Genomic DNA, 24,562 nt, shown 5'->3' on the forward strand with positions numbered 1-24,562 from the left:
TGGCGGCCGCCACAATGGGGCATGTGAGTACGACCAGCACGACCCCCAGCCTTCCGGTGCCCACGCACGCCGCCCGACTGCGCGAGGCCCTGCTCGCCGCCGACTTCACCGCCGACGGCCTGCTCGACCTGCTCGGCGCCCAGGCCTACGCGGCCCTCGCGCGCAGCGAGACCGTGCCCGCCCTGCGCGCCACCCGAGGGGACTCCCCGCTGGAGACCCTCGTCCGGCTCTTCCTGCTCCAGCAGGACGTCGACACGGCGCGGGCCGCCGCCGCGCTCCCGCTCGACGAGGCCCTCGCCGACGGCTGGGTGACGGCCGAGGACGGCGCGGTGCGCGCCACCGTCGACGTCCGGCCGTACGGAGGACCGGACGGCGAGGACTGGTTCATCGTCTCCGACCTCGGCTGCGCCGTCGGCGGAGCCGGCGGCATCGGCAAGCAGGGCCGCGACGTGGCCGGCGCGGCCGTCGTCCTCGGCGTCGGCGGGGCCTCCACCACCCTCGCCGGCATCACCGTCCGCACCCCGGTCGACACCGCGCTCGACCTCGGCACCGGCTCCGGCATCCAGGCCCTGCACGCCGCGCAGCACGCCACCCTGGTCACCGCCACCGACCTCAACCCGCGGGCCCTGGACTTCACCCGGCTCACCCTCGCCCTCTCCGGGGCGCGCGGCGCCGAGCTGCTGACCGGCTCGCTCTTCGAGCCCGTCGACGGCGACACGTACGACCTGATCGTCTCCAACCCGCCGTTCGTGATCTCTCCCGGCGCCGGACTGACCTACCGGGACGGCGGGATGGGCGGCGACGACCTGTGCCGCACGCTCGTGCAGCAGGCCGGGGACCGGCTCAACGACGGCGGGTTCGCCCAGTTCCTCGCCAACTGGCAGCACGTCGAGGGCGAGGAGTGGCAGGACCGGCTGCGCTCCTGGGTGCCGGCCGGCTGCGACGCCTGGATCGTGCAGCGCGAGATCCAGGACATCACCCAGTACACCGAGCTGTGGCTGCGCGACAGCGGCGACCACCAGGGCGACCCGGAGGCGTACCGCGCGGCGTACGGGCGGTGGCTCGACGAGTTCGAGGAGCGCAAGACCAAGGCGATCGGCTTCGGCTGGATCACCCTCCGCAGGAACGCGGCCGTGGCCGTCGGCACGGTCGAGCCCTCGATCGTCGTCGAGGAGTGGCCGCACCCGGTCGAGCAGCCGCTCGGCGCCACCGTGCGGTCGCACTTCGAGCGCCAGGACTATCTGCGCGGCCACGACGACGCGGCCCTGCTCGCCGACTCCTTCGTCCTCGCGCCCGAGGTCGTGCAGGAGCAGGTCGGGCTGCCCGGCGCCGAGGACCCCGAGCACGTGCTGCTGCGGCAGAACCGGGGCATGCGCCGCGCCACCCGGGTCGACCACGTCGCCGCCGGCTTCGCGGGCGTCTGCGACGGCACGCTCAGCGCCGGACGCATCCTCGACGCCATCGGCCAGCTCACCGGCGAGGACCCGGTCATGCTGCGGGACCGCACCCCGCAGGCCATCCGGCTGCTCGTCGAGGAGGGCTTCCTGCTGCCGGCCGGCGACAGGGACGGGGGCGCTGCTTGATACGGATCGAGCTCGACGAGGCCGCGCTCGGCGCGACCCGGATCGCCATGAGCCCGCTGCGGGACGCCTTCTGCGCCCTCCACCTCCAGCTGCCCGGGCGCAGCCCCTCCTGGCCGTACCAGGAATGGGTGGGGCACGCCCGCGCGGTGTGGCGGGAGGACGACCGGCTGCGCCCGCTGTGGGAGCTGTTCGCCCAGAGCGCGGGCGAGTTCACGGACTTCCTGCTGCCCCAACCGGTCGGCACCCCCGATGTGTACGAGGAGCTGGACCTGCTGCGGGCCACCGAGCCGGCCGCCGTGCGCGCCCTCGCCGACTACTACTACCCCGGCCTGGCCGAAGCGCCGTTCCTGCGGCCCTTTCTGACGGACCCCGAGGCGGCGTGCGGGGCGCTCGCCGACGCGTACGCGGCCTGGTGGGAGGAGGCGATCGCCCCGTACTGGCCGGTGATGCGACGCCTTGTCGAGGACGAAGTCCTGGTCCGGGCCCGGACCTTCGCGACCGAGGGCGTCGACGCTCTGTTCAGCGGACTGGAGAGCCGGGCGCGCTGGCAGCGGCCGGTGCTCGAACTGACCAAGTACACCGAGGCGGAGTACGCGGCGGGGGAGCGGCGGCTCGTGCTCGTGCCGCTGGTCTTCGCCGAGGGCTGCCGGCTCTACTCGACCGACGACCCCGAGGTCCTCGCCGTCTCCTTCCAGGCGCGGGGCGCCGCCGCCCTGCGCGAACCGGCCGAGCCCGCGGCCGACGACCGGCTCGGGCTGCTCCTCGGCCGCGGCCGGGCCGCCGTCCTGCGCGAGCTGGGCGGACCGCTCACCACGGCCGGGCTCGCCGACCGGCTCGGCCTGGCGCCCAGCACCGTCTCCGAGCACCTGTCGCTGCTGTCCGGCGCGGGCGTCGTCACCCGCCACCGGGTGGGCCGCTCGGTCTACTACCAGTTGACGGACACCGGCCGTTCGCTGCTCGCGCTCCTCGCCGGGCAGGAAGTGCTGAGCGCGATCGCCTGACGAGTACCTGACGATTCGGGCGCTCCCGAATCGATGGCCCGGGCCCGGCCGGCCTGGCCAGACTCCGCCCCATGCTCGCTATCGAGGCGGACGCGCTGCGCCGCACCTACACCAGCAGGACCGGCTGGCTCCGGCCGCGCCGGACCGAGACCGAGGCCGTGCGCGGGGTCACCTTCGACGTGGCACCCGGCGAACTCTTCGGCCTGCTCGGGCCGAACGGCGCCGGGAAGACCACCACCATCAAGATGCTCAACACGCTGCTGCTGCCGACCTCCGGCACGGCCCGGGTGTGCGGGCACGACGTGGCCCGCGACCCCGTCGCCGTACGCCGGCGCATCGGCTATGTCTTCGGCGGCGACCGCGGCCTCTACGACCGGCTCAGCGCGCTCGACAACCTGCGCTACTTCGCCGAGCTGTACGGGGTCGAGGCCCGCGACCAGAAGCGGCGGATCGCCGAACTCCTCGACCTGGTCGGCCTCTCGGGCCGCGAGCGGGAGCGCGTCGAGGGCTACTCGCGCGGCATGCGGCAGCGGCTGCACATCGCTCGCGGGCTGCTGCACCGGCCCGAGGTGCTGTTCCTCGACGAGCCGTCGATCGGCGTGGACCCGGTCGCCGCGCGCGATCTGCGCCGTACCGTCGCCGACCTCGCCGCCGGCGGCACGACCGTGCTGCTCACCACGCATTACATGGCGGAGGCCGACGAGTTGTGCGGCCGCGTCGCCGTCATCGCGGGCGGCCGGATCCGTGCCCTCGGCACGCCGGAGAGCCTCAAGGCCCGGGTCGGAGACCGGGACGTGCTGGAGATCGAGGTGTACGGGGTGGGCGAGGACGTGCTCGACGGCGTCCGGCGCGTGCCCGGCGTGCGGGGCGTCGCCGTGGAGGAGCGCGGCACCGTGCAGGCCCTGAGCGTGCAGACCGACCGGGGCGCCGAGCTGCACGCGCCGGTCCTGGCGGCGCTCGACGGCGTACGCGTCGGACGGGTCGTCAGCCGCGAACCCTCCCTGGAGGACGCCTACATCGCCCTGGTGGAGGGCGAGGACTCCCAGGACCCGGGCGGCGACGAGCGGGCCCGCGACCTGACGGAGATGACGGAGATGACCGCGTGATCCGGGTCCTGCGGCTGATCGCCGTCGGCGTCCGCACCCATGTCTCGTACATGTCGCGCTCGCCGCTCGAGATCACCTTCGCCGCCCTCGTCCCGCTCGTCTACGCCACCCTCGCCGTCTACCTCTTCCGCGCCGCCGGGGACCCCGACCGGCTGCTCACCGCTTCCGTCGGCGCCGGTCTCATGGGCATCTGGGGCTCGGTGCTCTTCGGCTCCGGCGGCGCCGTGCAGAACCAGCGCTGGCTCGGCACCCTGGAGACCCTGGTCGCCGCGCCGACCCCGCTCGCCCTCGTCCTGCTGCCCGTCACCCTCGCGACCGCCGTCATCGGCACGTACGCCATGGGCGCGACAGTGCTGTGGGGCGTGGTCCTCTTCGGGGTGCCGCTGGACTTCGCGCACCCGCTGCTCTTCCTCCTCGCCGTCCCGGTCTGCGTGCTCTCCCTCGGGATGATGGGGCTGCTCCTGGCCGCCACCTTCGTGCTGCTGCGCAATGCCAACGCCCTGGCCAACCCGCTCGACACGCCGATCTGGCTGCTCTCCGGGCTGCTCGTGCCGGTGACCGTGCTGCCCGCCTGGACCCAGCCGATCTCCTGGGCGCTGCCCACCACCTGGGGCGCGCGGGCCGTGCACGCGGCGACCTCCGGCGGCCCGTCCGCCGCGGAGGTCCTGGAACCGCTGCTCGTCGCCGCCGCGCTCGGCGCCGGTTACGCGCTCGCCGCCGTCCTCGTGCTCGGCCGCGTGGAGCGCCGGGCCCGGGGCGCCGCGTCCCTCGCCCTCGCCTGACCCGTGACCCCGTGACCCCGTGCCCCCGTGGCCCGATGCCCCGAAAGGCCCTGCTGATGTTCCGTTTCCTCAGGCCGGCGCGGCTCGTCCTCGTCGGCGGAGCCCTCTCGTACCGCGCCCTGTTCAACTGGACGACCCCGCCGATGTTCATCGGAACGCTGCTGGTCGGGCCGCTGCTCCAGGTCTTCTTCTTCGTCTTCCTCGGGCGGGAACTCGGGGTCGCCGACGACCGTTTCCATCTCGTCGGGAACGCCGTGCTCGCGGCTTCCGCCTCCTGCGTGTACGGCGGCACCATGGCCGTCGCCAACGAGCGCCGGTACGGCACCCTCGGGGCCGTCCTGCTCTCGCCCCGGCACCGGGTTCCGCTGTGGACCGGCCGCGCCCTGCCGTATGTCCTCAACGGTCTGTTCGTCAGCGTCGTCGTGCTCGCCGCCGCCGCGACGCTGCTCGGTCTGCCCGTGCCGGCCGGGGCACTGCCCGGGCTCGGGCTCGTGCTGCTCTCCGGGGCCGCCGCCTGCTCGGCCTTCGGGCTCGCGCTCGGCGCGCTCGGGCTGCGCTTCCGCGATGTGTTCCTGGTGTCCAACGTGGCGAGCTCCGCCCTGCTCCTGCTCACCGGCGCGGCCGTGCCCCGCGACACCCTGCCCGGCTGGATGCGCGCCACCGGCGAGCTGCTGCCGCTGACCCACGCGGCCGACGCGGCGCGCCGGCTCACCGCGGGCGGTGGGCTCGACGGGCGGCTGCTCGGCGCCGAGCTCCTCGTCTGCGCCGGGTACGCGGTCCTCGCCGTCGCCCTGCTCGCCCTCTTCGAGCGCGGCAGCCGGCGCCGCGCCACGCTCGACGTCCTGTGACGCACATCCCCTGTGACGGACGTCCCGTATGAGCACCGGCTGAGCACCGGCTGAGCACCGGCTGAGTACCGGCCATCCTCGTGAAACCGTTCGGGACCCTCCGCGCCGTTCACCGGGAATTCGCCCTCCTGACGCCGGGAGGTGCCAGCCTCGGCTCCGGAGCCCTTGAGGCCATGGGTGAGGGAACGGCGAGGGAACGGGGTACGGGCATGGAGAGCGGGCCGGCGATCTTCGCGGGAGCGGCGTTCACGCTGTTCGGGGCCGCACTGCTGCTCTGGACGGGGGTCCGGGTACGGCAGGGCGAGCCGGTCGCCCTCGGGGTCGCGCCGCGCGCCGCCGCGACCCTCGCCGTGCTCTTCGGCGCGGTCTTCGTGCTGCTCGGGATCTGGTGCTTCGGCCGGCTGTGACGTGCCCGCGCCGCCGACGTGACGCGGCCCCGTCCGGCAGTCCGGGCGGCAGGAAGGGCAGGAGTCGGGTTACCGTTCGAGTGGCCGTTGCGGGCTTTCACCGTTTGACACGGGGGCGGGTTGTACCGTCACACTCCGCAGCGACGGCAGCGTCACCGTGCGTGCCGCTGCCGTGCGTGCCAGCGCAGACCGCGTCGACCGGAGAGAAGAGCGAAGTTGTCCCCGACCAGCGAGACCGCACAGGGCGGCCGCCGACTCGTCATCGTCGAGTCGCCTGCCAAGGCGAAGACGATCAAGGGCTACCTCGGCCCCGGCTACGTCGTCGAGGCGAGCGTCGGGCACATCCGCGACCTCCCGAGCGGCGCCGCCGAGGTGCCCGAGAAGTACACCGGCGAGGTGCGCCGGCTCGGCGTCGACGTCGACCATGACTTCCAGCCCATCTATGTCGTCAACGCCGACAAGAAGGCGCAGGTCAGGAAGCTCAAGGAGCTGCTCGCCGAGTCCGACGAGCTCTTCCTCGCCACCGATGAGGACCGCGAGGGCGAGGCCATCGCGTGGCACCTCCAGGAAGTCCTGAAGCCCAAGGTGCCGGTGCACCGCATGGTCTTCCACGAGATCACCAAGGACGCCATCCAGCAGGCCGTGCGCAATCCGCGCGAGCTGAACAAGCGGATGGTCGACGCCCAGGAGACCCGCCGCATCCTCGACCGCCTCTACGGCTACGAGGTCTCGCCGGTCCTGTGGAAGAAGGTCATGCGCGGTCTGTCCGCGGGCCGCGTCCAGTCCGTCGCCACCCGGCTCGTCGTCGAGCGCGAGCGCGAGCGCATCGCCTTCCGCTCCGCCGAGTACTGGGACCTGACCGGCACCTTCGCCACCGGCCGCGCCGGCGACCCCTCCGACCCGTCCTCGCTCACCGCGCGGCTCGCGACGGTCGACGGCAAGCGCGTCGCGCAGGGCCGTGACTTCGGCGCCGACGGACGGCTGAAGAGCGAGAACGTGTTGCACCTCGACGAGGAGAAGGCCCGCGCGCTCGCCGCCTCCCTCGCCGACACCCGCTTCTCGGTCCGCTCGGTCGAGTCGAAGCCGTACCGCCGCTCCCCGTACGCCCCCTTCCGCACCACCACCCTCCAGCAGGAGGCCAGCCGCAAGCTCGGCTTCGGTGCGAAGGCGACCATGCAGGTGGCGCAGAAGCTGTACGAGAACGGCTTCATCACCTACATGCGTACGGACTCCACCGTGCTCTCCGACACCGCGGTCGGCGCGGCCCGCGCGCAGGTCACGCAGCTGTACGGCGCCGACTACCTGCCGGACAAGCCGCGCGTCTACGCGGGCAAGGTCAAGAACGCGCAGGAGGCGCACGAGGCGATCCGGCCGTCGGGCGACCGTTTCCGCACCCCCGCGGAGACCGGCCTGACCGGCGACCAGTTCAAGCTCTACGAGCTGATCTGGAAGCGGACCGTCGCCTCCCAGATGAAGGACGCGACCGGGAACTCGGTCACCGTGAAGATCGGCGGCACCGCCGCCGACGGCCGCGACGCCGAGTTCACGGCCTCCGGCAAGACCATCACCTTCCACGGCTTCATGAAGGCCTACGTGGAGGGCGCCGACGACCCGAACGCGGAGCTCGACGACCGCGAGCGGCGACTGCCGCAGGTCGCCGAGGGCGACGCGCTGACCGCCCAGGAGATCACCGCCGACGGGCACGCCACCAAGCCGCCCGCCCGCTACACCGAGGCCACCCTGGTCAAGGAGCTGGAAGAGCGCGAGATCGGCCGCCCGTCGACGTACGCCTCGATCATCGGCACCATCCTCGACCGCGGCTACGTCTTCAAGAAGGGCACGGCCCTCGTGCCGTCCTTCCTCTCCTTCGCCGTGGTCAACCTCCTGGAGAAGCACTTCGGGCGGCTCGTCGACTACGACTTCACCGCCCGCATGGAGGACGACCTCGACCGCATCGCGCGCGGCGAGGCCCAGTCCGTGCCGTGGCTGAAGCGTTTCTACTTCGGCGAGGGCGGCGGACCCGGCGCCGGCGAGGGCTCCGGCGCCGCCGACGCCGGCAACGGCGACGGCGACCACCTCGGCGGCCTGAAGGAGCTGGTCACCGACCTCGGCGCCATCGACGCCCGCGAGATCTCCTCCTTCCCCGTCGGCAACGGCATCGTGCTGCGTGTCGGCCGCTACGGCCCGTACGTCGAGCGCGGCGAGAAGGACCAGGAGGGCCACCAGCGCGCCGACGTGCCCGACGACCTGGCGCCCGACGAGCTCACCGTGGAGTACGCCGAGGAGCTGCTCGCCAAGCCGAGCGGCGACTTCGAGCTGGGCACCGACCCGGTCAGCGGCCACCAGATCGTCGCCAAGGCCGGCCGCTACGGCCCGTACGTGACGGAGATCCTCCCCGAGGACACCCCGAAGACCGGCAAGAACGCGGTCAAGCCGCGCACCGCCTCCCTCTTCAAGACGATGTCGATCGACACCGTCACCCTCGAAGAGGCGCTCAAGCTGATGTCGCTGCCGCGCGTCGTGGGCACCGACGCCGAGGGCGTGGAGATCACCGCGCAGAACGGCCGCTACGGCCCGTACCTCAAGAAGGGCACCGACTCGCGGTCGCTGACCAGCGAGGACCAGCTCTTCACCATCACGCTGGAGGAGGCGCTGGCGATCTACGCCCAGCCCAAGCAGCGTGGCCGGGCCGCCGCCAAGCCGCCGCTGAAGGAGCTCGGCACCGACCCCGTCAGCGAGAAGCCCGTGGTCGTCAAGGACGGGCGCTTCGGCCCGTACGTGACGGACGGCGAGACCAACGCCACCCTGCGCACCGGCGACAGCGTGGAGACGATCACGCCCGAGCGCGGCTACGAGCTGCTCGCCGAGAAGCGCGCCAAGGGCCCGGCGAAGAAGACCGCCAAGAAGGCGCCCGCGAAGAAGACCGCCGCCAAGAAGACCACGGCGGCGAAGAAGACGACCACGGCGAAGAAGACGGCCGCCAAGAAGACCACGACGGCCAAGAAGACGACGACGGCGAAGGCCGCTGCCGCGAAGAAGACGGCGGCCGCCAAGCCGGAGTGACCTTGCCGACAGCGGCGGGGGGTGCGGGCCGACCGGGCCCGCACCCCCCGTCTGTTTGTTCGGGCGAAGGCCACGGGGAGCTGGGCCGTCCGGATAGGGTGGACGGATGACGCGAGCTGAGCAGCCAGACACCGACGCCGCACTCGTCGCCGATTCCCGGGAGCGTGCCGTACGGGCCCTCCTGCGCCACCAGCCCCTGCGGAGGCTGTGGAGCGCGCAGCTCGTCGGCGGCACGGGCGACGCGCTCGCCCTCCTCGTCCTGGTCCTGCTCGGCCTCCAGGCGTCCTTCGTCGGCGGCGCCCTCGGCGGCGGCGCCCGGGGCGCGGCCCTCGCCGTCGCCGCCGTGGTCGGCGCGCGGCTGCTCGCCGCCGTCGTCTTCGGCGCCGCCCTGCTCGGCCCGCTCACCGCGCTGACCGCGCCGAGCGGCCCGCTCGACCGCCGCTGGACCATGATCGGCGCCGACGGGGTGCGGATCGCGCTGCTGATCATCGCCCCGCTGTGGATCGACTGGACCCCGGACAACGCGCTGTGGTTCCTGCTCGGCACCGTCTTCGTGGCCGGCGCCGCCGAGCGCCTGTGGACGATCGCCAAGGACGGCGCGGCGCCCGCGCTGCTGCCCGACCCGCCGATCGAGGGCGCCGCGGTCCGGCCGCTGCCCGACCACCTGGGCGCGCTGCGCACGCTCAGCCTGCGCACCGGCTTCCTCGCCGTGCCCGCCGGCGCCGCGGTCCTGCTGCTCGCCACCCTCGTCGGCAACCTGCTCGGCAGCGGCATCGACTGGTTCTCGCAGCACCAGGCCGCGCTCGGCTCGTACGTCGCAGCCGGCCTGTTCACCGCGTCCGTGAACGTCCTCTCCTTCGTCGCGCTGCCCGGCGGCCACACCCCGCGGCCCCGCTCGCCCCTGGAGGGCCTGCGCCGGCCGACCTCCGGTGAGCCCGGCGCCGAGAAGCGCCCCGAGAAGGGCCGTACCGGCGCCCTCGGGCTGCTCGTCCTCGCCTGCGCCACCGTCGCCGCAGCGATCGCCGCCGCGGCCGCCGTCTCCGTGCTGCTCGCCTTCGACCTGGGCGGCGGGCCCGTCACCTTCGCCCTGCTGATCCTCGGGCTCAGCGGCGGCACCGCCGTCGGCATCCGCACCGCCGGATCCGTCCTCAGCGTGCTGTCCCGGCGCCGGCTGCTCGCCCTCGCGATCACCGTCACCGGCATCGCGCTGCTCGCCATGGGCCTGGTGCCCGACACCGCGACCGTGCTCGCGATCGCCGCGCTTGCCGGTTACGCCGCCGGAGTCGCCGCCGGTACCGGGCACGGCCTCGTGGACCAGGAGACCGAGGAGGCCCGCCGGCCCCGGGTCACCGAGCACCTGCAGGCCGTGGCCCGCGTCGGCATGGGCATCGGCGCGCTCGCCGCCCCGCTGCTCGCCGCCGCGATCGGCCCGCACCGGCTCGCCTCCGGCGACTTCGTCTTCGCCCACGGCGGCGCCGCCTTCACCCTGATGCTGACCGGAGCGCTGCTGCTGCCGGTCGCCGCGCTCGTCCTCGCCAAGACCGACGACCGCTCCGGCGTCCCGCTCCGCCGCGACCTGCGCGACGCGCTGCGCGGCGCCGACCCGGTCCAGGCGCCCTCGCCGACCGGCTTCTTCATCGCCCTGGAGGGCGGCGACGGCGCCGGCAAGTCCACCCAGGTCGAGGCGCTCGCCGAGTGGATCCGTGCCAAGGGCCACGAGGTCGTCGTCACCCGCGAGCCCGGGGCCACCCCGATCGGCAAGCGGCTCCGCATGATCCTGCTCGACGTCTCCAGCGCCGGCCTGTCCAACCGCGCCGAGGCGCTGCTGTACGCGGCCGACCGCGCCGAGCACGTCGACTCCCTGGTCCGGCCCGCCCTGGAGCGGGGCGCCGTGGTGATCTCCGACCGCTACATCGACTCGTCCGTCGCCTACCAGGGCGCCGGTCGCGACCTGTCCGCGACCGAGATCAGCCGCATCAACCGCTGGGCCACCGGCGGGCTCGTCCCGCACCTCACCGTGCTCCTCGACGTCTCCCCGGAGACCGCCCGCGAGCGCTTCACCGAGGCCCCCGACCGGCTGGAGTCCGAGCCGCCCGAGTTCCACGCGCGCGTGCGGGCCGGTTTCCTCGCCCTCGCCGCCGGCGACCCCGGCCGCTACCTCGTGGTCGACGCCGGTCAGGAGCCCGCGGCCGTCACCACCGTCGTACGCCACCGGCTCGACCGGATGCTGCCGCTGTCCGCGGCCGAGGTGAAGGCCCAGGAGGAGGCCCGCCGCCAGGCCGAGGAGGAGGCCAGGCGGAAGGCCGAGGAAGAGGCCGCGCGCAAGGCCGAGGAGGAGCGCCTGGAGCGCGAGCGCCAGGAGCAGCTCGCCAAGCTGCGCGCCGAGGAGGAGGCCCGCCGCCAGGCCGAGGAGGAAGAGGCCCGCCGCCTTGAGGCCGAGCGCCAGGCGGAGGAGGCCCGGCAGCGCGCCGAGGAGGCCCGGATCGCGGCCGAGGAGGAGCGCAAGCGCCGCGCTGCCGAGGAGAAGGCCCGCCGCGAGGAGGAGGAACGCCTCCGTAAGCAGGCCGAGGAGGAGGCCCGGCTGCGGGCCGAGGCCGAGGAGCGCCGCAAGGAGAAGCAGCGCAAGGCCGAGGAGGCCCTGATCCGCGCCGAGGAGGCCCGCCGCCTGGCGGAGGCCGCCACGGCGAAGGCGGCGGAGGAGGCGGCCCGCAAGGCCGTCGAGGAAGCCGCCGCCGCGGAAGCTTCCCGGAAGGCCGTGGCGCAGGCCGAGGCCGCGCGGCTCGCGGCGGAGGCGCAGCGCAAGGCGGCGGAGGCGAAGGCCGCCGAGGCGAAGCGTCTGCAGGAGTCGGCGAATGAGGTCACGGTCGAGACGCCGGTGGTGAAGCCGGAGGCGGCGCCGGGCGCGAAGCCGGCCGCGGCGCCGGCCGCGGACGAGGCGCCGACCGTCTCGCCGAACGAGGTCACCGTGCCCACCCCGATCGTGCGGCTCGACGAGGAGACCACGGTCATCCCGCGGATCCGGGAGACCCGGCAGACCCGGGATCCCCGCGAGGCCGCTCGTGAGACTGTTCGCGAGACTCCGGCGGCGGACGAGACCGCCGTGCTGCCGGCCGTGCAGGGCGACGAGCCGGCCGACCGGGTCCCGCAGGGCTTCTTCCGCGACGAGGCCGCCCGCGAAGCGGACGCGGGGTCGAACGACCGGACCCGCGAGCTGCCGCAGCTGGACGAGCAGGGCCGGCCGCGCCGCCGCTCCGACTGGGCGGAGGAGACCCCGCTCGACGACCTGCCGACGCTCGCCGACGAACTGCTCGGCGGCTTCGGGGACGACGACGAGGAGCGCCGCCGCCGGCGCTGACGGCCGGGGTGTCAGTCCGGTGCCCCACAATGGAACGCGTACGTGCAGCGCGTACCTGAGGAGGGGCATCGGGCATGGCCGTATGGGACGACCTCGTGGGGCAGCCGCGGGTCGAGGAGCAGCTGGCCGCCGCCGCGCGCGACGCCGACGCGCTCGTGACCGCGCACGCCGCCGGCGAGCCCGCTCCCGACGCGTCCAAGATGACCCACGCCTGGCTGTTCACCGGGCCCCCCGGGGCCGGCCGGGACACCGCGGCGCGGGCGTTCGCGGCGGCGCTGCAGTGCGTGAGCCCGGACCGGGCGCTCGGAGGGGCACCGGGCTGCGGCTTCTGCGACGGCTGCCACACGGCGCTCGTCGGTACGCACGCGGACGTGGAGGTGGTCCGCACCGACCTGCTCTCCATCGGCGTGAAGGAGACCCGCGACCTGGTCCGGCGGGCCCAGCTGTCCCCGGCCGGCGGGCGCTGGCAGGTCATCGTCCTGGAGGACGCCGACCGGCTCACCGAGGGCGCGGCCAATGTGCTCCTGAAGGCCGTGGAGGAGCCCGCGCCGCGCACCGTGTGGCTGCTGTGCGCGCCGTCCCTGGAGGACGTGCTGCCGACCATCCGGTCCCGCTGCCGGCATCTGTCGCTGACCACTCCTTCGGTGGACGCCGTCGCCGATCTGCTGATCCGCCGGGACGGCATCGAGCCGGAGCGGGCGCACGCCGCGGCCCGCGCCACCCAGGGACACATCGACCGCGCGCGGCGGCTCGCCACCGACGAGCGGGCGCGGGCCCGCCGTGCCGTGGTGCTGAAGCTGCCGCTGCGGGTCGGTGACGTCGGCGGTGGCCTGCGGGCCGCCCAGGAGCTGATCGACGCGGCGGCCGAGGACGCCAAGCAGGTCGCCGAGGAGGTCGACGTCAAGGAGACCGAGGAGCTGAAGGCCGCGCTCGGCGCCGCCCAGGGCGGCCGGATGCCGCGCGGCACGGCCGGGGCGATGAAGGAGCTGGAGGAGCGCCAGAAGCGCCGCCGCACCCGCACCCAGCGCGACAGCCTCGACCTCGCGCTCTCCGACCTGACCGGCTTCTACCGCGACGTGCTCGCCCTGCAGCTGCGCGCGGCGACGGCCCTGGCCAACGAGGACGTACGGGACTCCCTGGAGCAGATCGCCCGCGACACGCCTCCCGAGCGCACCCTGCGCCGGATCGAGGCGGTCCTCGCCTGCCGCGAGGCGCTCGACCGGAACGTGGCGCCGCTGCTCGCGGTGGAGGCGATGACGATGGCGTTGCGGGACTGACCGTCCACAGGTTCCCCGGGAGGTCGTCCACAGGGACGGAGTTGTCCACAGGGCCGATTGGACACGTTCCGTACCTGCCCCGATACGCTCCGGGAATGGATTCCAGGCGTCTGCTCCGCATCTCCGCCACGGCCCTCACGGCCGCCGGGCTCATCCTCTCCGGCTGCTCGACGAGCGGCAGTGACGCGGCCGCGCCGTCGTCCTCCGCCTCTGCTTCCGGGTCCCGGTCCGCGTCCACGTCCGCCTCCTCGGCCGGGCTGCGGGCGTACTACGGCCAGAAGGTGACCTGGCGGGACTGCGGCGTGCCGGGCTTCCAGTGCGGCACCGTGCACGTCCCGCTGGACTACGCGAAGCCGGCCGGCGCGCGGGTCGACCTGGCGATCTCGCGGGTGAAGGCGACCGGCCCCGGCAAACGCCTCGGCTCGCTCCTGGTGAACCCGGGCGGGCCCGGCGGCTCGGCCGTCGGCTACCTCCAGGGGTACGCGGGCATCGGCTATCCGGCCCCGGTCCGCGCGCGGTACGACATCGTGGGCGTCGACCCGCGCGGGGTGGCCCGCAGCGAGCCGGTGGAGTGCCTGACCGGGCCGCAGATGGACGCGTACACGCAGGTGGACGTCACCCCGGACAGCGCCGCCGAGCAGAACGCGCTCGCCGGCTCGTACAAGGACTTCGCGGCGGCCTGCGAGAAGCGCTCGGGCAAGGTCCTCCCGCATGTCTCCACCGTGGAGGCGGCCCGCGACATGGACATCGTCCGGGCGGTCCTGGGCGACGAGAAGCTGACGTACGTGGGCGCCTCGTACGGCACCTTCCTGGGCGCCACGTACGCGGAGCTGTTCCCCGACCGGACCGGGCGGCTTGTCCTGGACGGGGCGATGGACCCGTCACTGACCGCCGAGCAGCTCAACCGGGAGCAGACCGCCGGCTTCGAGACCGCGATCAACGCGTTCGCCGCGGACTGCGTGAAGCAGACCGACTGCCCGCTCGGCACCGCGTCCGCCCCGGCCGCCCTCGACGCCCTGAAGCGCTTCTTCCGCGAGGTCGACGCCAAGCCCGTCCCGACGGGCGAGAGCCGCGAGCTCGGCGAGTCCCTGGCCACCACCGGGGTGATCGCCGCGATGTACGACGAGTCCGCCTGGCCGCAGCTGCGCGAGGCGCTGACCCGGGCGATGGGCGGCGAGGGCTCGGCGCTGCTCGCACTGGCCGACTCGTACTACGAGCGGGAGGCGGACGGCTCGTACGCCAACCTGATGGACGCGAACGCCGCCGTGAACTGCCTCGACCTCCCGCCCGCCTTCCCCGCCGGCCCCACGGACGTCGAGAAGGCGGTCCCGTCCTTCGAGCAGGCCTCCTCCGTCTTCGGCCGCAACCTCGCCTGGGCCGCCCTGAACTGCACCTACTGGCCCGCCCGCGCCACCGGCAGCCCCCACCGCATCACCGCCGAGGGCGCCGCCCCGATCGTCGTCGTCGGCACCACTCGCGACCCCGCCACCCCCTACAAGTGGGCCCGCTCCCTCGCCGCCCAGCTCTCCTCCGGCACCCTCCTCACCTACGAGGGCGACGGCCACACCGCCTACGGCCGCGGCAGCGACTGCATCGACACCGCGATCAACACCTACCTCCTCGAAGGCACCCCTCCCCAGAACGGAAAGCGCTGCTCGTAGCCCCTCCCGGCACCGCTCCGACCCGTGGTCGGAGCACCCCCGGAAACTGTGTAGACTTGGCGACGCTGCTGCACCCACCATGGGACCGCACGGCATGCCGCCTTAGCTCAGTTGGCCAGAGCAACGCACTCGTAATGCGTAGGTCTCGGGTTCGAATCCCGAAGGCGGCTCAGAGGAAGGCCAGGTCAGACACCGTCTGACCTGGCCTTTTCTGTTGTCCGAGGCATGGCGCGTCTCACGGCCGGACTGCCGCGACTTTGCTTGCGTGAGCGGAGCGGCCGTCAGCCCTTCTTCGCGGCCTTCTTCCGCTTGGCCCTCGCCTTCGCGGCCTTCTTCGCTTCCTCGGCGGCCTGGCGGACCTGCGCTTCTTGCTCGGCCTTGCGCTGGAGGGGGACCAGCTATCTCCGGACGCCTCCGCCGTGATCTGCAACCGGGACAGCTCGCACCCACGCCCGACCGGTGTCCGCTCCGACAGCGAACGGCTCACCACCGAAGGTAGGAACCCGAGGCGGCCGACGGCACACCAGACCCCAGCGAACCACCCCAACAAGTCACCCGAGCAAGACAAGCACCCAATTCCGACGGAGCGGAGAGGGCTCAGAACTCCTTCTCGAGGTAGAGGGCGCGCAGCCGCCGCGCCAGGTCCTCCGGGTCGGCGCCGGTGGAGGCGATGTAGCCGGAGACCGAGCCGTAGTCCCGCGCGAGCTCGGCCAGGAACAGCTCCATGGCCCGAGCAGGGGCGCGGAACGCACCGGTCCCGGGCGGCAGCGGCTTTCCTCCTGCGGCCTCCCACTCGGCGAGCAGGACGGGGCGTACGACCTCCGTCAAGGCGTAGTCCGCGACGATGTCGGCCTCGGCGACCCCGAGCAGGTGGAGGATCAGGGCGGTGATGATCCCGGTCCGGTCCTTGCCGCCCTTGCAGTGGTACAGCACGGGCGCTGACTGCGGGTCCGCCACCAGTTCGAGTACGGCGCGGATCTCCTCCCGTCCGTCCTCGGCGGTCTCGACGTAGCGGTCCGCGAAGAACCGTGCGACGTCCTTGAACGACTGGTGGTACTGGTCGTAGGGGCGGTGCTCGATGCTCAGGTGGTGCCAGGCGGGCGCGGTGTCGAGCGGCGCCCGGCCCTGCTGGTCGATCTCCCAGCCGTGCCGCAGGTCGATCACGGTGCGCACGCCGAGCTTCGCGTAGCGCTCCCGGTCCTCCGCCGCGTGCGCGCCTGCCAGTTTGTGGAGGCTGTCGGACCGGTAGACGAGCGCGGGGCGTATCGTCCGCCCGTCCGTGGTGACCAGACCGCCCAGGTCGCGGACGTTGCGTAGGTGGGTGAAGCTGATGATCCGTTCCATGGGTACACCCTACGAACATCGACCGGGCGGGTGAGGCGGTACGTCCGGAGGATGTGACAGGGTAACGGCCATGCAGCCGAGCCTTCTTGACGCACTGCCAGCACTCGTCGTGATCGATCTGCAGAAGGGGATCGTCGAAGGGCCCAAAGCGCACCCGGTGGAGGGCGTCGTCGCGAACGCAGTCGCCCTGGTCGAGTCCTTCCGTTCCCTGGGCCTGCCCGTCGTGCTCGTCAACGTCGCCGCGATGGCCCCGGGGCGCACCGACTTCGACTACGGCGGCGACGAGGGGGACGATGACGACACGCAGGACTGGCTCGAGCTCCTGCCCGAGCTCGATGTCCGGCCGAGTGATCTGCGGGTGACCAAGACCAACTGGGGCGCCTTCACCAACTCCACCCTGCACGCGCAGCTCCAGGAGCGGGGTGTCACGCAGGTCGTGCTCGCCGGCATCAACACACAGATCGGCGTCGAGACCACGGCCCGCACGGCCTACGAGCTCGGCTACAACGTCCTGCTCGCGACCGACGCGATGACCAGCTTCGACGCGACCGCCCACGACCACAGCGTCACCCACATCTTCCCGCGCATGGGGCAGAACACCACGACGGCGGACCTTCTCGCCCTGCTCGCCACCCGCCCTGCCTGACCCGACCCTGCGCGGCGGCGAGTGCGGTGCGGCGGGCCCGGGGGGCGTGCGTGGTCCCGTCGAGTTCGCGCGGCACCTGGTCGAGGGGGCCAGGTGCCGCACGCTCACCCCCCCGTCAGATCCGCCTGTCATGCGCGTGCCGGGGCAACCGGCACGAGAGGGCACTGAACACCCCAGCCCCGAGCGACTCCTTGACCGCAGCGGTGAACTCCTCACGCGACCTCACCCCGAAGCGTCGCCCCGACGAGCGCCGCGACCTCGGCGGAGCGGTCGTCGAGATAGAAATGTCCGCCAGGCAGGACGTGGCGGCGAAAGTCGCCGGCCGTCTCGCGCCGCCAGGCCAGGAGGTCCTCGGGTGAGACCGCCGGGTCGGCGTCCCCCACCAGCGTGACCAGCGGGCAGTCCAGCGGGGCGCGCCGCGCGCGGTAGCGGTAGCCGGCGAGCAGCCGGTAGTCGCCGCGCAGCGACGGGAGGACGAACTCGACCAGCTCGCGGGACGCCAGCATCGAGTCGCTCATGCCGCCGAGCCGGCGGGTGTCAGCCAGAATCGCCGCCTCGTCCCGCTCCGCCAGATCGGGTCCGACCCACGGGGTGGACGGCGCGTGCCGCGCGGAGGCGAACAGCGCCGTGACCGGGACGCCGCGGTCCCGGAGGCGGTGTGCGGTTTCGAAAGCCAGGACTGCCCCCATGCTGTGCCCAAAGAGGCCCAGGGCCTGGCCGTCCTCGATGACCGGCAGCGCACTGAGGACCGCGGCGACGAGTTCGTCGGCGTCGGTGACGCAAGGTTCCGAGAACCGCTCGTGCCGGCCGGGGTACTGGACCGCCAGCACCTGGATTCGTTGCCGTGTCAGGGCCTTGGACAGCGCGGCGTATGAGCTCGCCGTGCCGCCCGCGTGCGGGAAGCACACCAGGCGGGCCGCGGGATACGCGACCGGATGGAAGATCCTGATCCATCGGGACACAGCCAACCTCCTTGCCTACAAGCCCGACCGCAGGTCGGCGGTTCCCGGTCAGGACGGGGACCCGCCGGCCTGCGGCGTTCAGTTCGGACATCCAGCCGGATGCCGCCTACGAGGTGCTCGCCATCGCCTTCTCGATGAGCGGGGCGAGGGTTCCGACGATCGGAGGCTTCATGACCTCGTAGTGGTCGCCGGGGAACCACGCCAGCGTGCAGCGGTCGCCGAACAGCTCCCGCCAGCCGAGCACGTCGTCCTGCTCCGGCCCGGCCGTGTCGTCGCTGGTGCGGAGCAGCAGCAGGTCGTAGTCCGAGACGGCGGGCTGGAATCCGAGGACGTACTCCTTGCAGGCCGCGATGTTGCGGCGGTACAGGTCGAAGAGCGTCTCCAGGTGGCCGGCGCCGGCGTCCGACGCGAGCACGTTCTGCTCCCGCATCGCGGCGGCCAGCACGTCCTGCTTCTCGGCGTCGGAACGACCGGCGAGGTCCTCGTCGGCCACCGACAGTCCGTAGTGCGCGGCGAACCGCTCGATGACGAACTCGTCCGTCATCCCGCTGTAGTACTCGTCGGCGGACGTGCCGTCGAGCACCGCGCGCAGCGCCTGGGCGTCCGGAGCGGCTCCGTCGACGACGACCAGGGCGGCCACCGGTCGGCCCAGCGTCCGGAGCTGCTCGGAGACCGCGTAGGCGAAGACCGCGCCGAGGCCCCAGCCGATGACCGTGCACGACGAGGTGTCGCCGGCCTTGCCGTCGGCCTCGGCGTCGAGCAGCCGCGCGATCTCCGCGGCGTACCGCTCGGCCATGTCCTGGACCCGGTCCAGCGGTGTCGCCCGGCCGTCCAGACCCACCGACTCCAGGCCGTAGACCGGGACGTCGGCGGGCAGGGAGCGCGCCAGGTCGAGGTAGCCCATGACACTGCCGCCGCCGGCGTGGACGCAGAACACCGGGGGCTTGCTGCCGCCGGGCCGGATCGGGACGATCGCCGTCGGCTGCCAACCGTCCTGAGCGCGGATCGCGCGGGCCAGTCCTTCGACCGTGCCGCTCTCGAACAGGACGGAGATGGGCAGGCGGCTGCCGAGCTTGCGGGTGATCTCCGCGAGCAGCTGCAACGCCAGCAGCGAGTGCCCGCCGACCTGGAAGAAGTTGTCGGTGACGCCGAACTGGTCCGAGCCCAGCATCGCGCGCCAGATCTCCAGGACCTGCAACTCCAGCGAGTCGCGAGGCGGCACGGCGTCCCGGGCGCGGTTGGCCGCCACATCCAGGGCGGCCAGCGCCGTCCGGTCGATCTTGCCGTTCTCGGTGCGCGGCAGCGCGGTGAGGACGACGAACGCCTTGGGGATCATGTGCTCCGGCAGGAACGCGCGGACGTGCTCGGTCAGCTCGGTGATCGGGACGGTGTCCTCGTCGGCGGCGACGAACGCGGTCAGCTGGTTGTCGGCGCCGGTGACGGCGACCAGGCACTCGCGGACGCCGGCGTGGGTGCGCAGGACCGCCTCGACCTCCTGCGGCTCGACCCGGTAGCCGTTGATCTTCACCTGGTGGTCGGTGCGGCCCAGGTATTCAAGCTCGCCGCCGGGCAGGGCGCGGACCACGTCGCCGGTGCGGTACCAGCGCAGCGGTTCGCCGCCGGGTGTCGCGGGCGCGGTGACGAACCGCTCCGCGGTCATCTCGGGCTGGTTCAGGTAGCCCTCGGCGACCTGCGCGCCCGAGACGTACAGCTCGCCGGGCATCCAGGCCGGAACCGGGCGGCGGGCGGAATCCCAGACGGCGGCCCGGATTCCGGGCAGCGGCGTGCCGATCGGGACGGTCCGGACCCGCGGGTCGAGGGGCGCGCTGCCGGCCGGGAAGGTGCAGATGCCGACGGTCGTCTCGGTCGGGCCGTAGTGGTTGACGACGACGCAGTCCGGAGCCAGCGCGGCGACCCGCTCGATCAGGTCGAGCGGGCAGGCCTCCCCGCCGACGACCAGCAGCTTGCGCGGCAGGACGCCGGCCGGGTCGTCGGAGGCGCTCAGGAGGGCCGCCAGGTGCGACGGGACGATCTTCAGGCAGTCGATCGCGTGATCGGTCAGCCAGGCGGCCAGCTCGACCGCGTCGGTGGTCGCGGACTTCGGGATGACCGACAGCCGGCCGCCGGAGGCCAGGGCGGAGAAGACAGCGGTGTAGCCGAGGTCGGCGGCGAAGGTCGTGATGGCGGCGAACGAGGAGGACTGCGAGCCCGGGAGGCGGTGTCCGACGTCGTGGACGTAGGACGCCAGGGCCGCGTGGCTGACGGCGACGCCCTTGGGGGTGCCGGTGCTGCCCGAGGTGTAGACGACGTAGGCGAGGGTGTCCGGGGCGGTCTCGAAGACGGTTCCCTGGACGTCGTCGGTCAGGTCGTCGAGGACGATGCGGTCCACGGCGGAGTCGGCGAGCAGGCCGTCGAGTGCGGCGCTGGTGACGACGACCTGCGCCTCGGTGTCGGCGAGGATCGCGGCGATGCGGCCGGAGGGCGTGGTGTCGTCGAGGACGGTGAAGGCCGCGCCCGCGCGCCAGACGCCGAGCATCGCGGCGATGGTGCTTGCGCCGCGTTCCAGGAGGACCGGGACGACCGCGCCGGGGCCGACGCCCGCCGAGGTGAGGCGAGCGGCGAGCCGGGCCGCGAACCCGTCCACCTGTGCATAGGTGAGGGCGCCGGTGGCGTCCTCGACAGCCGTCGCGTCAGGGGTCTGCGAGACGTGGTCCGCGAACCGGGACGGGACGAGGCGGATGTCGTCGCGTTCGGCGAGCGAGGCCTGCTCGGGGTCCGGCCAGATCCGGAGGCCGCCGACGGGAGTGTCGGCGTCTTCCACCGCCAGAACGGTCCGCAGGACCGTGGCGAGCTGGGCGACGTCCTCAGCGGTGAAGCGGGTGGTGTCGTAGGCGAGGGCGACCCGGGCCTCGGCGAGGCCGGACTGGTCGACCACGAGCGACAGGCCCGCGCCGGACGGGATGCCGTGGACCGCGAGCGTCGAGAACCGGACATCGGCTGCCATGCGGGAGGGGCCGACGGCGGTGTGGTCGAAGGCCGCGACCGTGCCGGCGGGGCGTGCCGACCACCAGGCCGGGTCGAACAGGTCCGACTCCGACGTGCCCGACTCGAAAGCCGTGTGGCAGGCGGCCACGACCGTGCGGAAGGTGGTGTCCTCGGCGATCGAGACCTGGAACGGCAGGAGGCGGGCCAGCGGGCCGAGGATGTCGGTGAGCTCGGGGAGGCCGCGGCCGGAGTCGAGCAGGCCGGTGAGGAGGTTGTCCGCCGAGGTGTAACGGTGGAGGGCGACCTGCCAGGCGGCGAGGAGGAGGTCGCGGAGGCTGCAACCGAGGGTGGTGAGCAGCTCGGTGACGTCCTGGGGAAGCACGCCGGACACGTCGGTGACCGCGAAGAGCGAACCGGGGGTCGAGGTCGCGGCGCCGGTCGCCACCGGCAGCTCGAACGGCAGCCCGAGCGGCGCCGTCCCGTCGTCGATCCCACGCAGACACTGCTGGATCTCGAACTTGCCGTCGCCGACCCGCTCGCGCAGCCACTCGGCGAGGTCCGCGTACTGCATCGGCCCCTCGTCGTCGGATGCCGCAGCGGCACCGTCCGCGGCATACGCCCCGGCGAGTTCCCCGATCAGCACCGTCGCGCCCGCGCGGTCCAGCGTCGCCGCCGAGGCCGTCAGCACCAACGCGTGCCGTTCCGCGTCGACCCGCAGGACCCGCAGCGCGAGCGGCCGCGACCGCAGCACCGGCTCGGCCGACCACACCTGATCCGCCCGGACGGCGGCGAGATCCGCGACGTCACGGACCTCGAACTCCAGTCGCGCGTCCGGCGAGATCGCCTGCACCGGTGCCACATATCCGTCCGGAATCCGCAGATCGGTGCGCAGGATCTCGTACCGCTCGACGAGCTGCTGCGCCGCCCGGCGCAGCCGCTCCACATCCAGCGGGCCGGTCAGTTCCACCACCGCGGTGACCGCGGCGGCGAGGCCGTCCCGCGACACCGCGTCCCGCCACACCTGCTCCTGCTGCGGCGAGGTGCCGAACGCCTCGGTCAGGTCGTCGCTCATCGGGTACCCCCGAAGTCGGACGAGGCCGGCTCGGACATGGCCACGAGCACCTTGCGTGCTCCCGTGTACGGCTGACGGCCGTGGGCCACCAGGACGTTGTCGATCAGCATCACGTCGCCGTCGCTCCAGCCCTCGGCGCGGTACTCGGCCTCCATTGCCTCGTGGATGGCCTTGATCACCTCGTCCTCGATCGGCGTGCCGTCGCCGTAGAGCGCGTTGCGCGGCAGCTCGATCGGCTCCAGCGTCTCCAGCAGCGTCTCGCGTGCCTCCTGCGGCAGGCTGGACGTGTGGAAGAGATGGGCCTGGTTGAACCAGGACCACTCGCCGGTGACCGGGTGCTGGACGACCGCCTGGGCGATCTGCTTGGTCCGCAGCCGCTGGTCGGGGAACCAGGTGTACTCGATCCCCGACTCCTCGCAGAACCGCTCGACCTCGGCCGGGTCCTCCGTCTCGAAGGCCTGCTGCCAGGTGAGGTCCATGCCGCTGCCGTAATTGCGGACGTACATCACGCCGTGCTCGGCGAACCGGTTCCGGACGTCCTCCGGTATCCGCTCGTACACCTTGCGGCTGTCCGCCAGCGGGGTCGCGCCGCCGGTCTCCGCGGCCTTGTGGCTGAGGAACCACAGCCGCATCGGCCACGTGGTCGCGTAGGCGAGCTCGTTGTGCAGCGGGATCGACTCGCTGGCCGGGTACTCGGTGGACGTGTACACCTGGCGCATCTCGCGGGTGCGCGGAGTGGAGCCGTACACGTAGTTCATCGCCTCCGGCGAGACCGCGAGGACCAGCCGCTCCAGGCCCTCCGGGCCCGAGATGCCGAAGCCGCGGAACAGGACGGCGCCGTGGGTGTGCAGCAGCCCCTTCAGGATGTCGCCGCTGACCGCGAGCCAGGCCGCGAGGTCGACGCCGGGGATGTCGGGGGTGACGGTGGCCGGGAGGCGGTCGCCGGCCGGCGGGGTGACGGTGACGGCCGGGCCGTCGGTCATCGCGACCGCGCGGCGGCGGAGGTTCTTCGGGCCGGGGCGCTCAGGCGCTCTGGTGCTTTCGGTAGTCACTTCGGTGTCTCCAGCGGTGGTTTAGCGTTTGGTGGCCAGGGCCGCGTTGTCGGAATCCGGGTCGGTGTCCGTGACGGCGGCCGCGGCGGAGTCGGCGGAGTCGGCGTCGGCGTCGGCGGTCCGGCCGGGGACGTCGATGTCCGAGATCTGCCGGATCTTGCGGATCGGCGAGATCAGGGTGAAGACGGCCGGCAGGAGGAGCAGCACGCCGAGGACGGTGATCGACGTCCGCGTGCCGAGGTTCACGCCCATGAAACCGCCGATGGCGGACCCGATCGGCAGGGTGCCCCAGACGATCGTCCGCATCGCGGCGGTCGTCCGGCTCATCAGGTTCTGCGGCGTGATGGTCTGACGGATGCTGATGACGTTGACGTCGAACAGCGGATAGCTCGAGTTCATGACGAGGTACGCCACCGCGACGGTGATCGCCGCCTGGGTGGACGAGCCGCCGGCGAGCGCCATCACCAGGCCGCCGACCGCGCTGGTGCCGGTGGCGACGGCGATGCCGGGGCCGAGGCCGACCATCTTGTTGATCCGGCCCATCACGGCGATGCCGACGAGACCGCCGACGCTGCCGGCGAGCACGACCATCGCGATGACCGACGGGCTCAGCTTGAGGTCCCGCGCCAGGAAGACGAAGAACACCGCCATGAGCGCGTTGAGCAGCAGGTTCCACGTGGCGCCGATCAGGGCGTTCCAGCGCAGGAAGCTGGTCCGGCGGATGAACGCCAGCCCGGCGACGAGGTCGGACCGGATCGAGGTGCGCTCGCCGGTCTTCTCCGGTTCGGAGTCGACCTTGCCCATGGCGTGCAGGAACAGGGCCGAGAAGGCGAACGTGGCGGCGTTGACGGCGATCGCGTAGGAAGCGGCCATGAGCTTCAGGATCAAGGCGGCGATGCCGGGCCCGGCGAACTCCGAGACCGCACGGCTGCCTTCCAGAAGCCGGTTGGCCTCCAGCAGGTCGTCCTCTTCGACCACCGAGGTCAGGATGCTCTGGTGTGCGATGTCGAAGAACACCGTCGCGACGCCGACGACGAACACCACGACGCACATCAGCGCGATGGAGAGGTGGTTCATCCAGGCGAACAGCGGCACCAGCGCCATGGCGCCGGCGCGGACCCAGTCCGCCGTGATGAGCACCTTGCGATGCCGCCACCGGTCCACGAGCACGCCGGCCAGCAGTCCGAAGACCAGGAACGGCAGGCGCTCGGCGGCTGCGATCAGGCCGACCTCATCGGTGTCGGCGTCCAGCAGGTAGATGGCCGCCAACGGGAAGGCCACCAGGCTGACCTGGCTTCCCATGAGTGAGACGGACTGCGCCGCCCAGAGTTTCCGGAACTTCGCCTGCCCGGGGACGAACGGCCAGCGTTTGAGCCGCGATGCGACCGAATTCATGGACGACCTTCTGGTGTGGGGAT

At 73.0% G+C, this 24,562-nt stretch carries 16 protein-coding genes and 1 tRNA gene; 12 read left to right on the top strand and 5 right to left on the bottom strand.

What is annotated here, in order from left to right; genetic code table 11:
* Window positions 1–14 precede the first annotated feature (14 nt).
* The 11 genes from KV205_RS17280 to KV205_RS17330 all read left to right on the top strand — a co-directional run bounded on the left by KV205_RS17280 (window position 15) and on the right by KV205_RS17330 (window position 15,253).
* The gene (locus KV205_RS17280) at window positions 15–1,583 is read left to right on the top strand and encodes a methyltransferase (protein ID WP_265865262.1); all 1,569 of its coding nucleotides are present in this window, start codon (window positions 15–17) and stop codon (window positions 1,581–1,583) included.
* Window positions 1,580–2,584, top strand: a complete 1,005-nt coding sequence (locus KV205_RS17285) for a helix-turn-helix domain-containing protein (RefSeq protein ID WP_265865263.1) — start codon at window positions 1,580–1,582, stop codon at window positions 2,582–2,584. The genes KV205_RS17280 and KV205_RS17285 overlap by 4 nt, the downstream gene beginning before the upstream one ends.
* 71 nt (window positions 2,585–2,655) lie before the next feature.
* Window positions 2,656–3,690 carry an ABC transporter ATP-binding protein gene (locus tag KV205_RS17290; RefSeq protein WP_265865264.1) on the top strand — a complete coding sequence of 345 codons (1,035 nt, stop codon included), beginning with the start codon at window positions 2,656–2,658 and terminating at the stop codon, window positions 3,688–3,690.
* On the top strand, window positions 3,687–4,472 hold the full coding sequence (locus KV205_RS17295; protein WP_265865265.1) for an ABC transporter permease: 786 nt from the start codon (window positions 3,687–3,689) through the stop codon (window positions 4,470–4,472). Before KV205_RS17290 ends, KV205_RS17295 begins: the two co-directional genes overlap by 4 nt.
* A gap of 35 nt (window positions 4,473–4,507) precedes the next feature.
* Window positions 4,508–5,320: an ABC transporter permease gene (locus KV205_RS17300; protein WP_265865266.1), complete on the top strand. Its 813-nt coding sequence runs from the start codon at window positions 4,508–4,510 to the stop codon at window positions 5,318–5,320.
* Between the two features lie 209 nt (window positions 5,321–5,529).
* A complete protein-coding gene (locus KV205_RS17305; RefSeq protein WP_265865267.1) occupies window positions 5,530–5,727 on the top strand; it encodes a hypothetical protein in 198 nt (65 codons plus the stop codon).
* A 216-nt stretch (window positions 5,728–5,943) separates the two neighbouring features.
* Window positions 5,944–8,790, top strand: a complete 2,847-nt coding sequence (topA, locus tag KV205_RS17310) for a type I DNA topoisomerase (protein ID WP_265865268.1) — start codon at window positions 5,944–5,946, stop codon at window positions 8,788–8,790.
* 106 nt (window positions 8,791–8,896) lie between these two features.
* On the top strand, window positions 8,897–12,145 hold the full coding sequence (gene tmk, locus KV205_RS17315; protein WP_265865269.1) for a dTMP kinase: 3,249 nt from the start codon (window positions 8,897–8,899) through the stop codon (window positions 12,143–12,145).
* Window positions 12,146–12,219: 74 nt separating this feature from the next.
* On the top strand, window positions 12,220–13,422 hold the full coding sequence (locus KV205_RS17320) for a DNA polymerase III subunit delta' (RefSeq protein WP_265865270.1): 1,203 nt from the start codon (window positions 12,220–12,222) through the stop codon (window positions 13,420–13,422).
* A 95-nt stretch (window positions 13,423–13,517) separates the two neighbouring features.
* On the top strand, window positions 13,518–15,083 hold the full coding sequence (locus KV205_RS17325) for an alpha/beta hydrolase (protein ID WP_265865271.1): 1,566 nt from the start codon (window positions 13,518–13,520) through the stop codon (window positions 15,081–15,083).
* Between the two features lie 96 nt (window positions 15,084–15,179).
* Window positions 15,180–15,253 (top strand) — tRNA-Thr (locus tag KV205_RS17330).
* Window positions 15,254–15,680: 427 nt separating this feature from the next.
* Here the strand turns inward: KV205_RS17330 and KV205_RS17335 are convergent.
* Window positions 15,681–16,427 (bottom strand): tyrosine-protein phosphatase, encoded by a 747-nt coding sequence (locus KV205_RS17335; RefSeq protein WP_265865272.1) that lies wholly within the window; start codon window positions 16,425–16,427, stop codon window positions 15,681–15,683.
* Window positions 16,428–16,497: 70 nt separating this feature from the next.
* Here KV205_RS17335 and KV205_RS17340 point away from each other — a divergent pair, with 70 nt between their 5' ends.
* Window positions 16,498–17,073: an isochorismatase family protein gene (locus KV205_RS17340; RefSeq protein WP_265865273.1), complete on the top strand. Its 576-nt coding sequence runs from the start codon at window positions 16,498–16,500 to the stop codon at window positions 17,071–17,073.
* Window positions 17,074–17,285: 212 nt separating this feature from the next.
* Here the strand turns inward: KV205_RS17340 and KV205_RS17345 are convergent, their stop codons facing one another.
* From KV205_RS17345 to KV205_RS17360, 4 genes are all read right to left on the bottom strand, one after another.
* Window positions 17,286–18,035: a thioesterase II family protein gene (locus KV205_RS17345; protein ID WP_265865274.1), complete on the bottom strand. Its 750-nt coding sequence runs from the start codon at window positions 18,033–18,035 to the stop codon at window positions 17,286–17,288.
* Between the two features lie 106 nt (window positions 18,036–18,141).
* On the bottom strand, window positions 18,142–22,092 hold the full coding sequence (locus tag KV205_RS17350) for an amino acid adenylation domain-containing protein (RefSeq protein ID WP_265865275.1): 3,951 nt from the start codon (window positions 22,090–22,092) through the stop codon (window positions 18,142–18,144).
* Window positions 22,089–23,144: a TauD/TfdA family dioxygenase gene (locus KV205_RS17355; RefSeq protein ID WP_265865276.1), complete on the bottom strand. Its 1,056-nt coding sequence runs from the start codon at window positions 23,142–23,144 to the stop codon at window positions 22,089–22,091. The genes KV205_RS17350 and KV205_RS17355 overlap by 4 nt, the downstream gene beginning before the upstream one ends.
* A gap of 21 nt (window positions 23,145–23,165) precedes the next feature.
* On the bottom strand, window positions 23,166–24,539 hold the full coding sequence (locus KV205_RS17360) for an MFS transporter (protein ID WP_265865277.1): 1,374 nt from the start codon (window positions 24,537–24,539) through the stop codon (window positions 23,166–23,168).
* Between the last annotated feature and the right edge of the window lie 23 nt (window positions 24,540–24,562).

This window comes from Streptomyces sp. SKN60, from assembly GCF_026236535.1.
GTDB lineage: Bacteria > Actinomycetota > Actinomycetes > Streptomycetales > Streptomycetaceae > Streptomyces.

Excerpts from the sequence above, each read along its gene's own strand:
- KV205_RS17280 (WP_265865262.1), top strand. The coding sequence starts at position 15 with ATGGGGCATGTGAGTACGACCAGCACGACCCCCAGCCTTCCGGTGCCC.
- KV205_RS17290 (WP_265865264.1), top strand. The coding sequence starts at position 2,656 with ATGCTCGCTATCGAGGCGGACGCGCTGCGCCGCACCTACACCAGCAGG.
- KV205_RS17300 (WP_265865266.1), top strand. The coding sequence starts at position 4,508 with ATGCCCCGAAAGGCCCTGCTGATGTTCCGTTTCCTCAGGCCGGCGCGG.
- KV205_RS17305 (WP_265865267.1), top strand. The coding sequence starts at position 5,530 with ATGGAGAGCGGGCCGGCGATCTTCGCGGGAGCGGCGTTCACGCTGTTC.
- tmk (WP_265865269.1), top strand. The coding sequence starts at position 8,897 with ATGACGCGAGCTGAGCAGCCAGACACCGACGCCGCACTCGTCGCCGAT.
- KV205_RS17320 (WP_265865270.1), top strand. The coding sequence starts at position 12,220 with ATGGCCGTATGGGACGACCTCGTGGGGCAGCCGCGGGTCGAGGAGCAG.
- KV205_RS17325 (WP_265865271.1), top strand. The coding sequence starts at position 13,518 with ATGGATTCCAGGCGTCTGCTCCGCATCTCCGCCACGGCCCTCACGGCC.
- KV205_RS17335 (WP_265865272.1), bottom strand. The coding sequence starts at position 16,427 with ATGGAACGGATCATCAGCTTCACCCACCTACGCAACGTCCGCGACCTG.
- KV205_RS17340 (WP_265865273.1), top strand. The coding sequence starts at position 16,498 with ATGCAGCCGAGCCTTCTTGACGCACTGCCAGCACTCGTCGTGATCGAT.
- KV205_RS17350 (WP_265865275.1), bottom strand. The coding sequence starts at position 22,092 with ATGAGCGACGACCTGACCGAGGCGTTCGGCACCTCGCCGCAGCAGGAG.
- KV205_RS17360 (WP_265865277.1), bottom strand. The coding sequence starts at position 24,539 with ATGAATTCGGTCGCATCGCGGCTCAAACGCTGGCCGTTCGTCCCCGGG.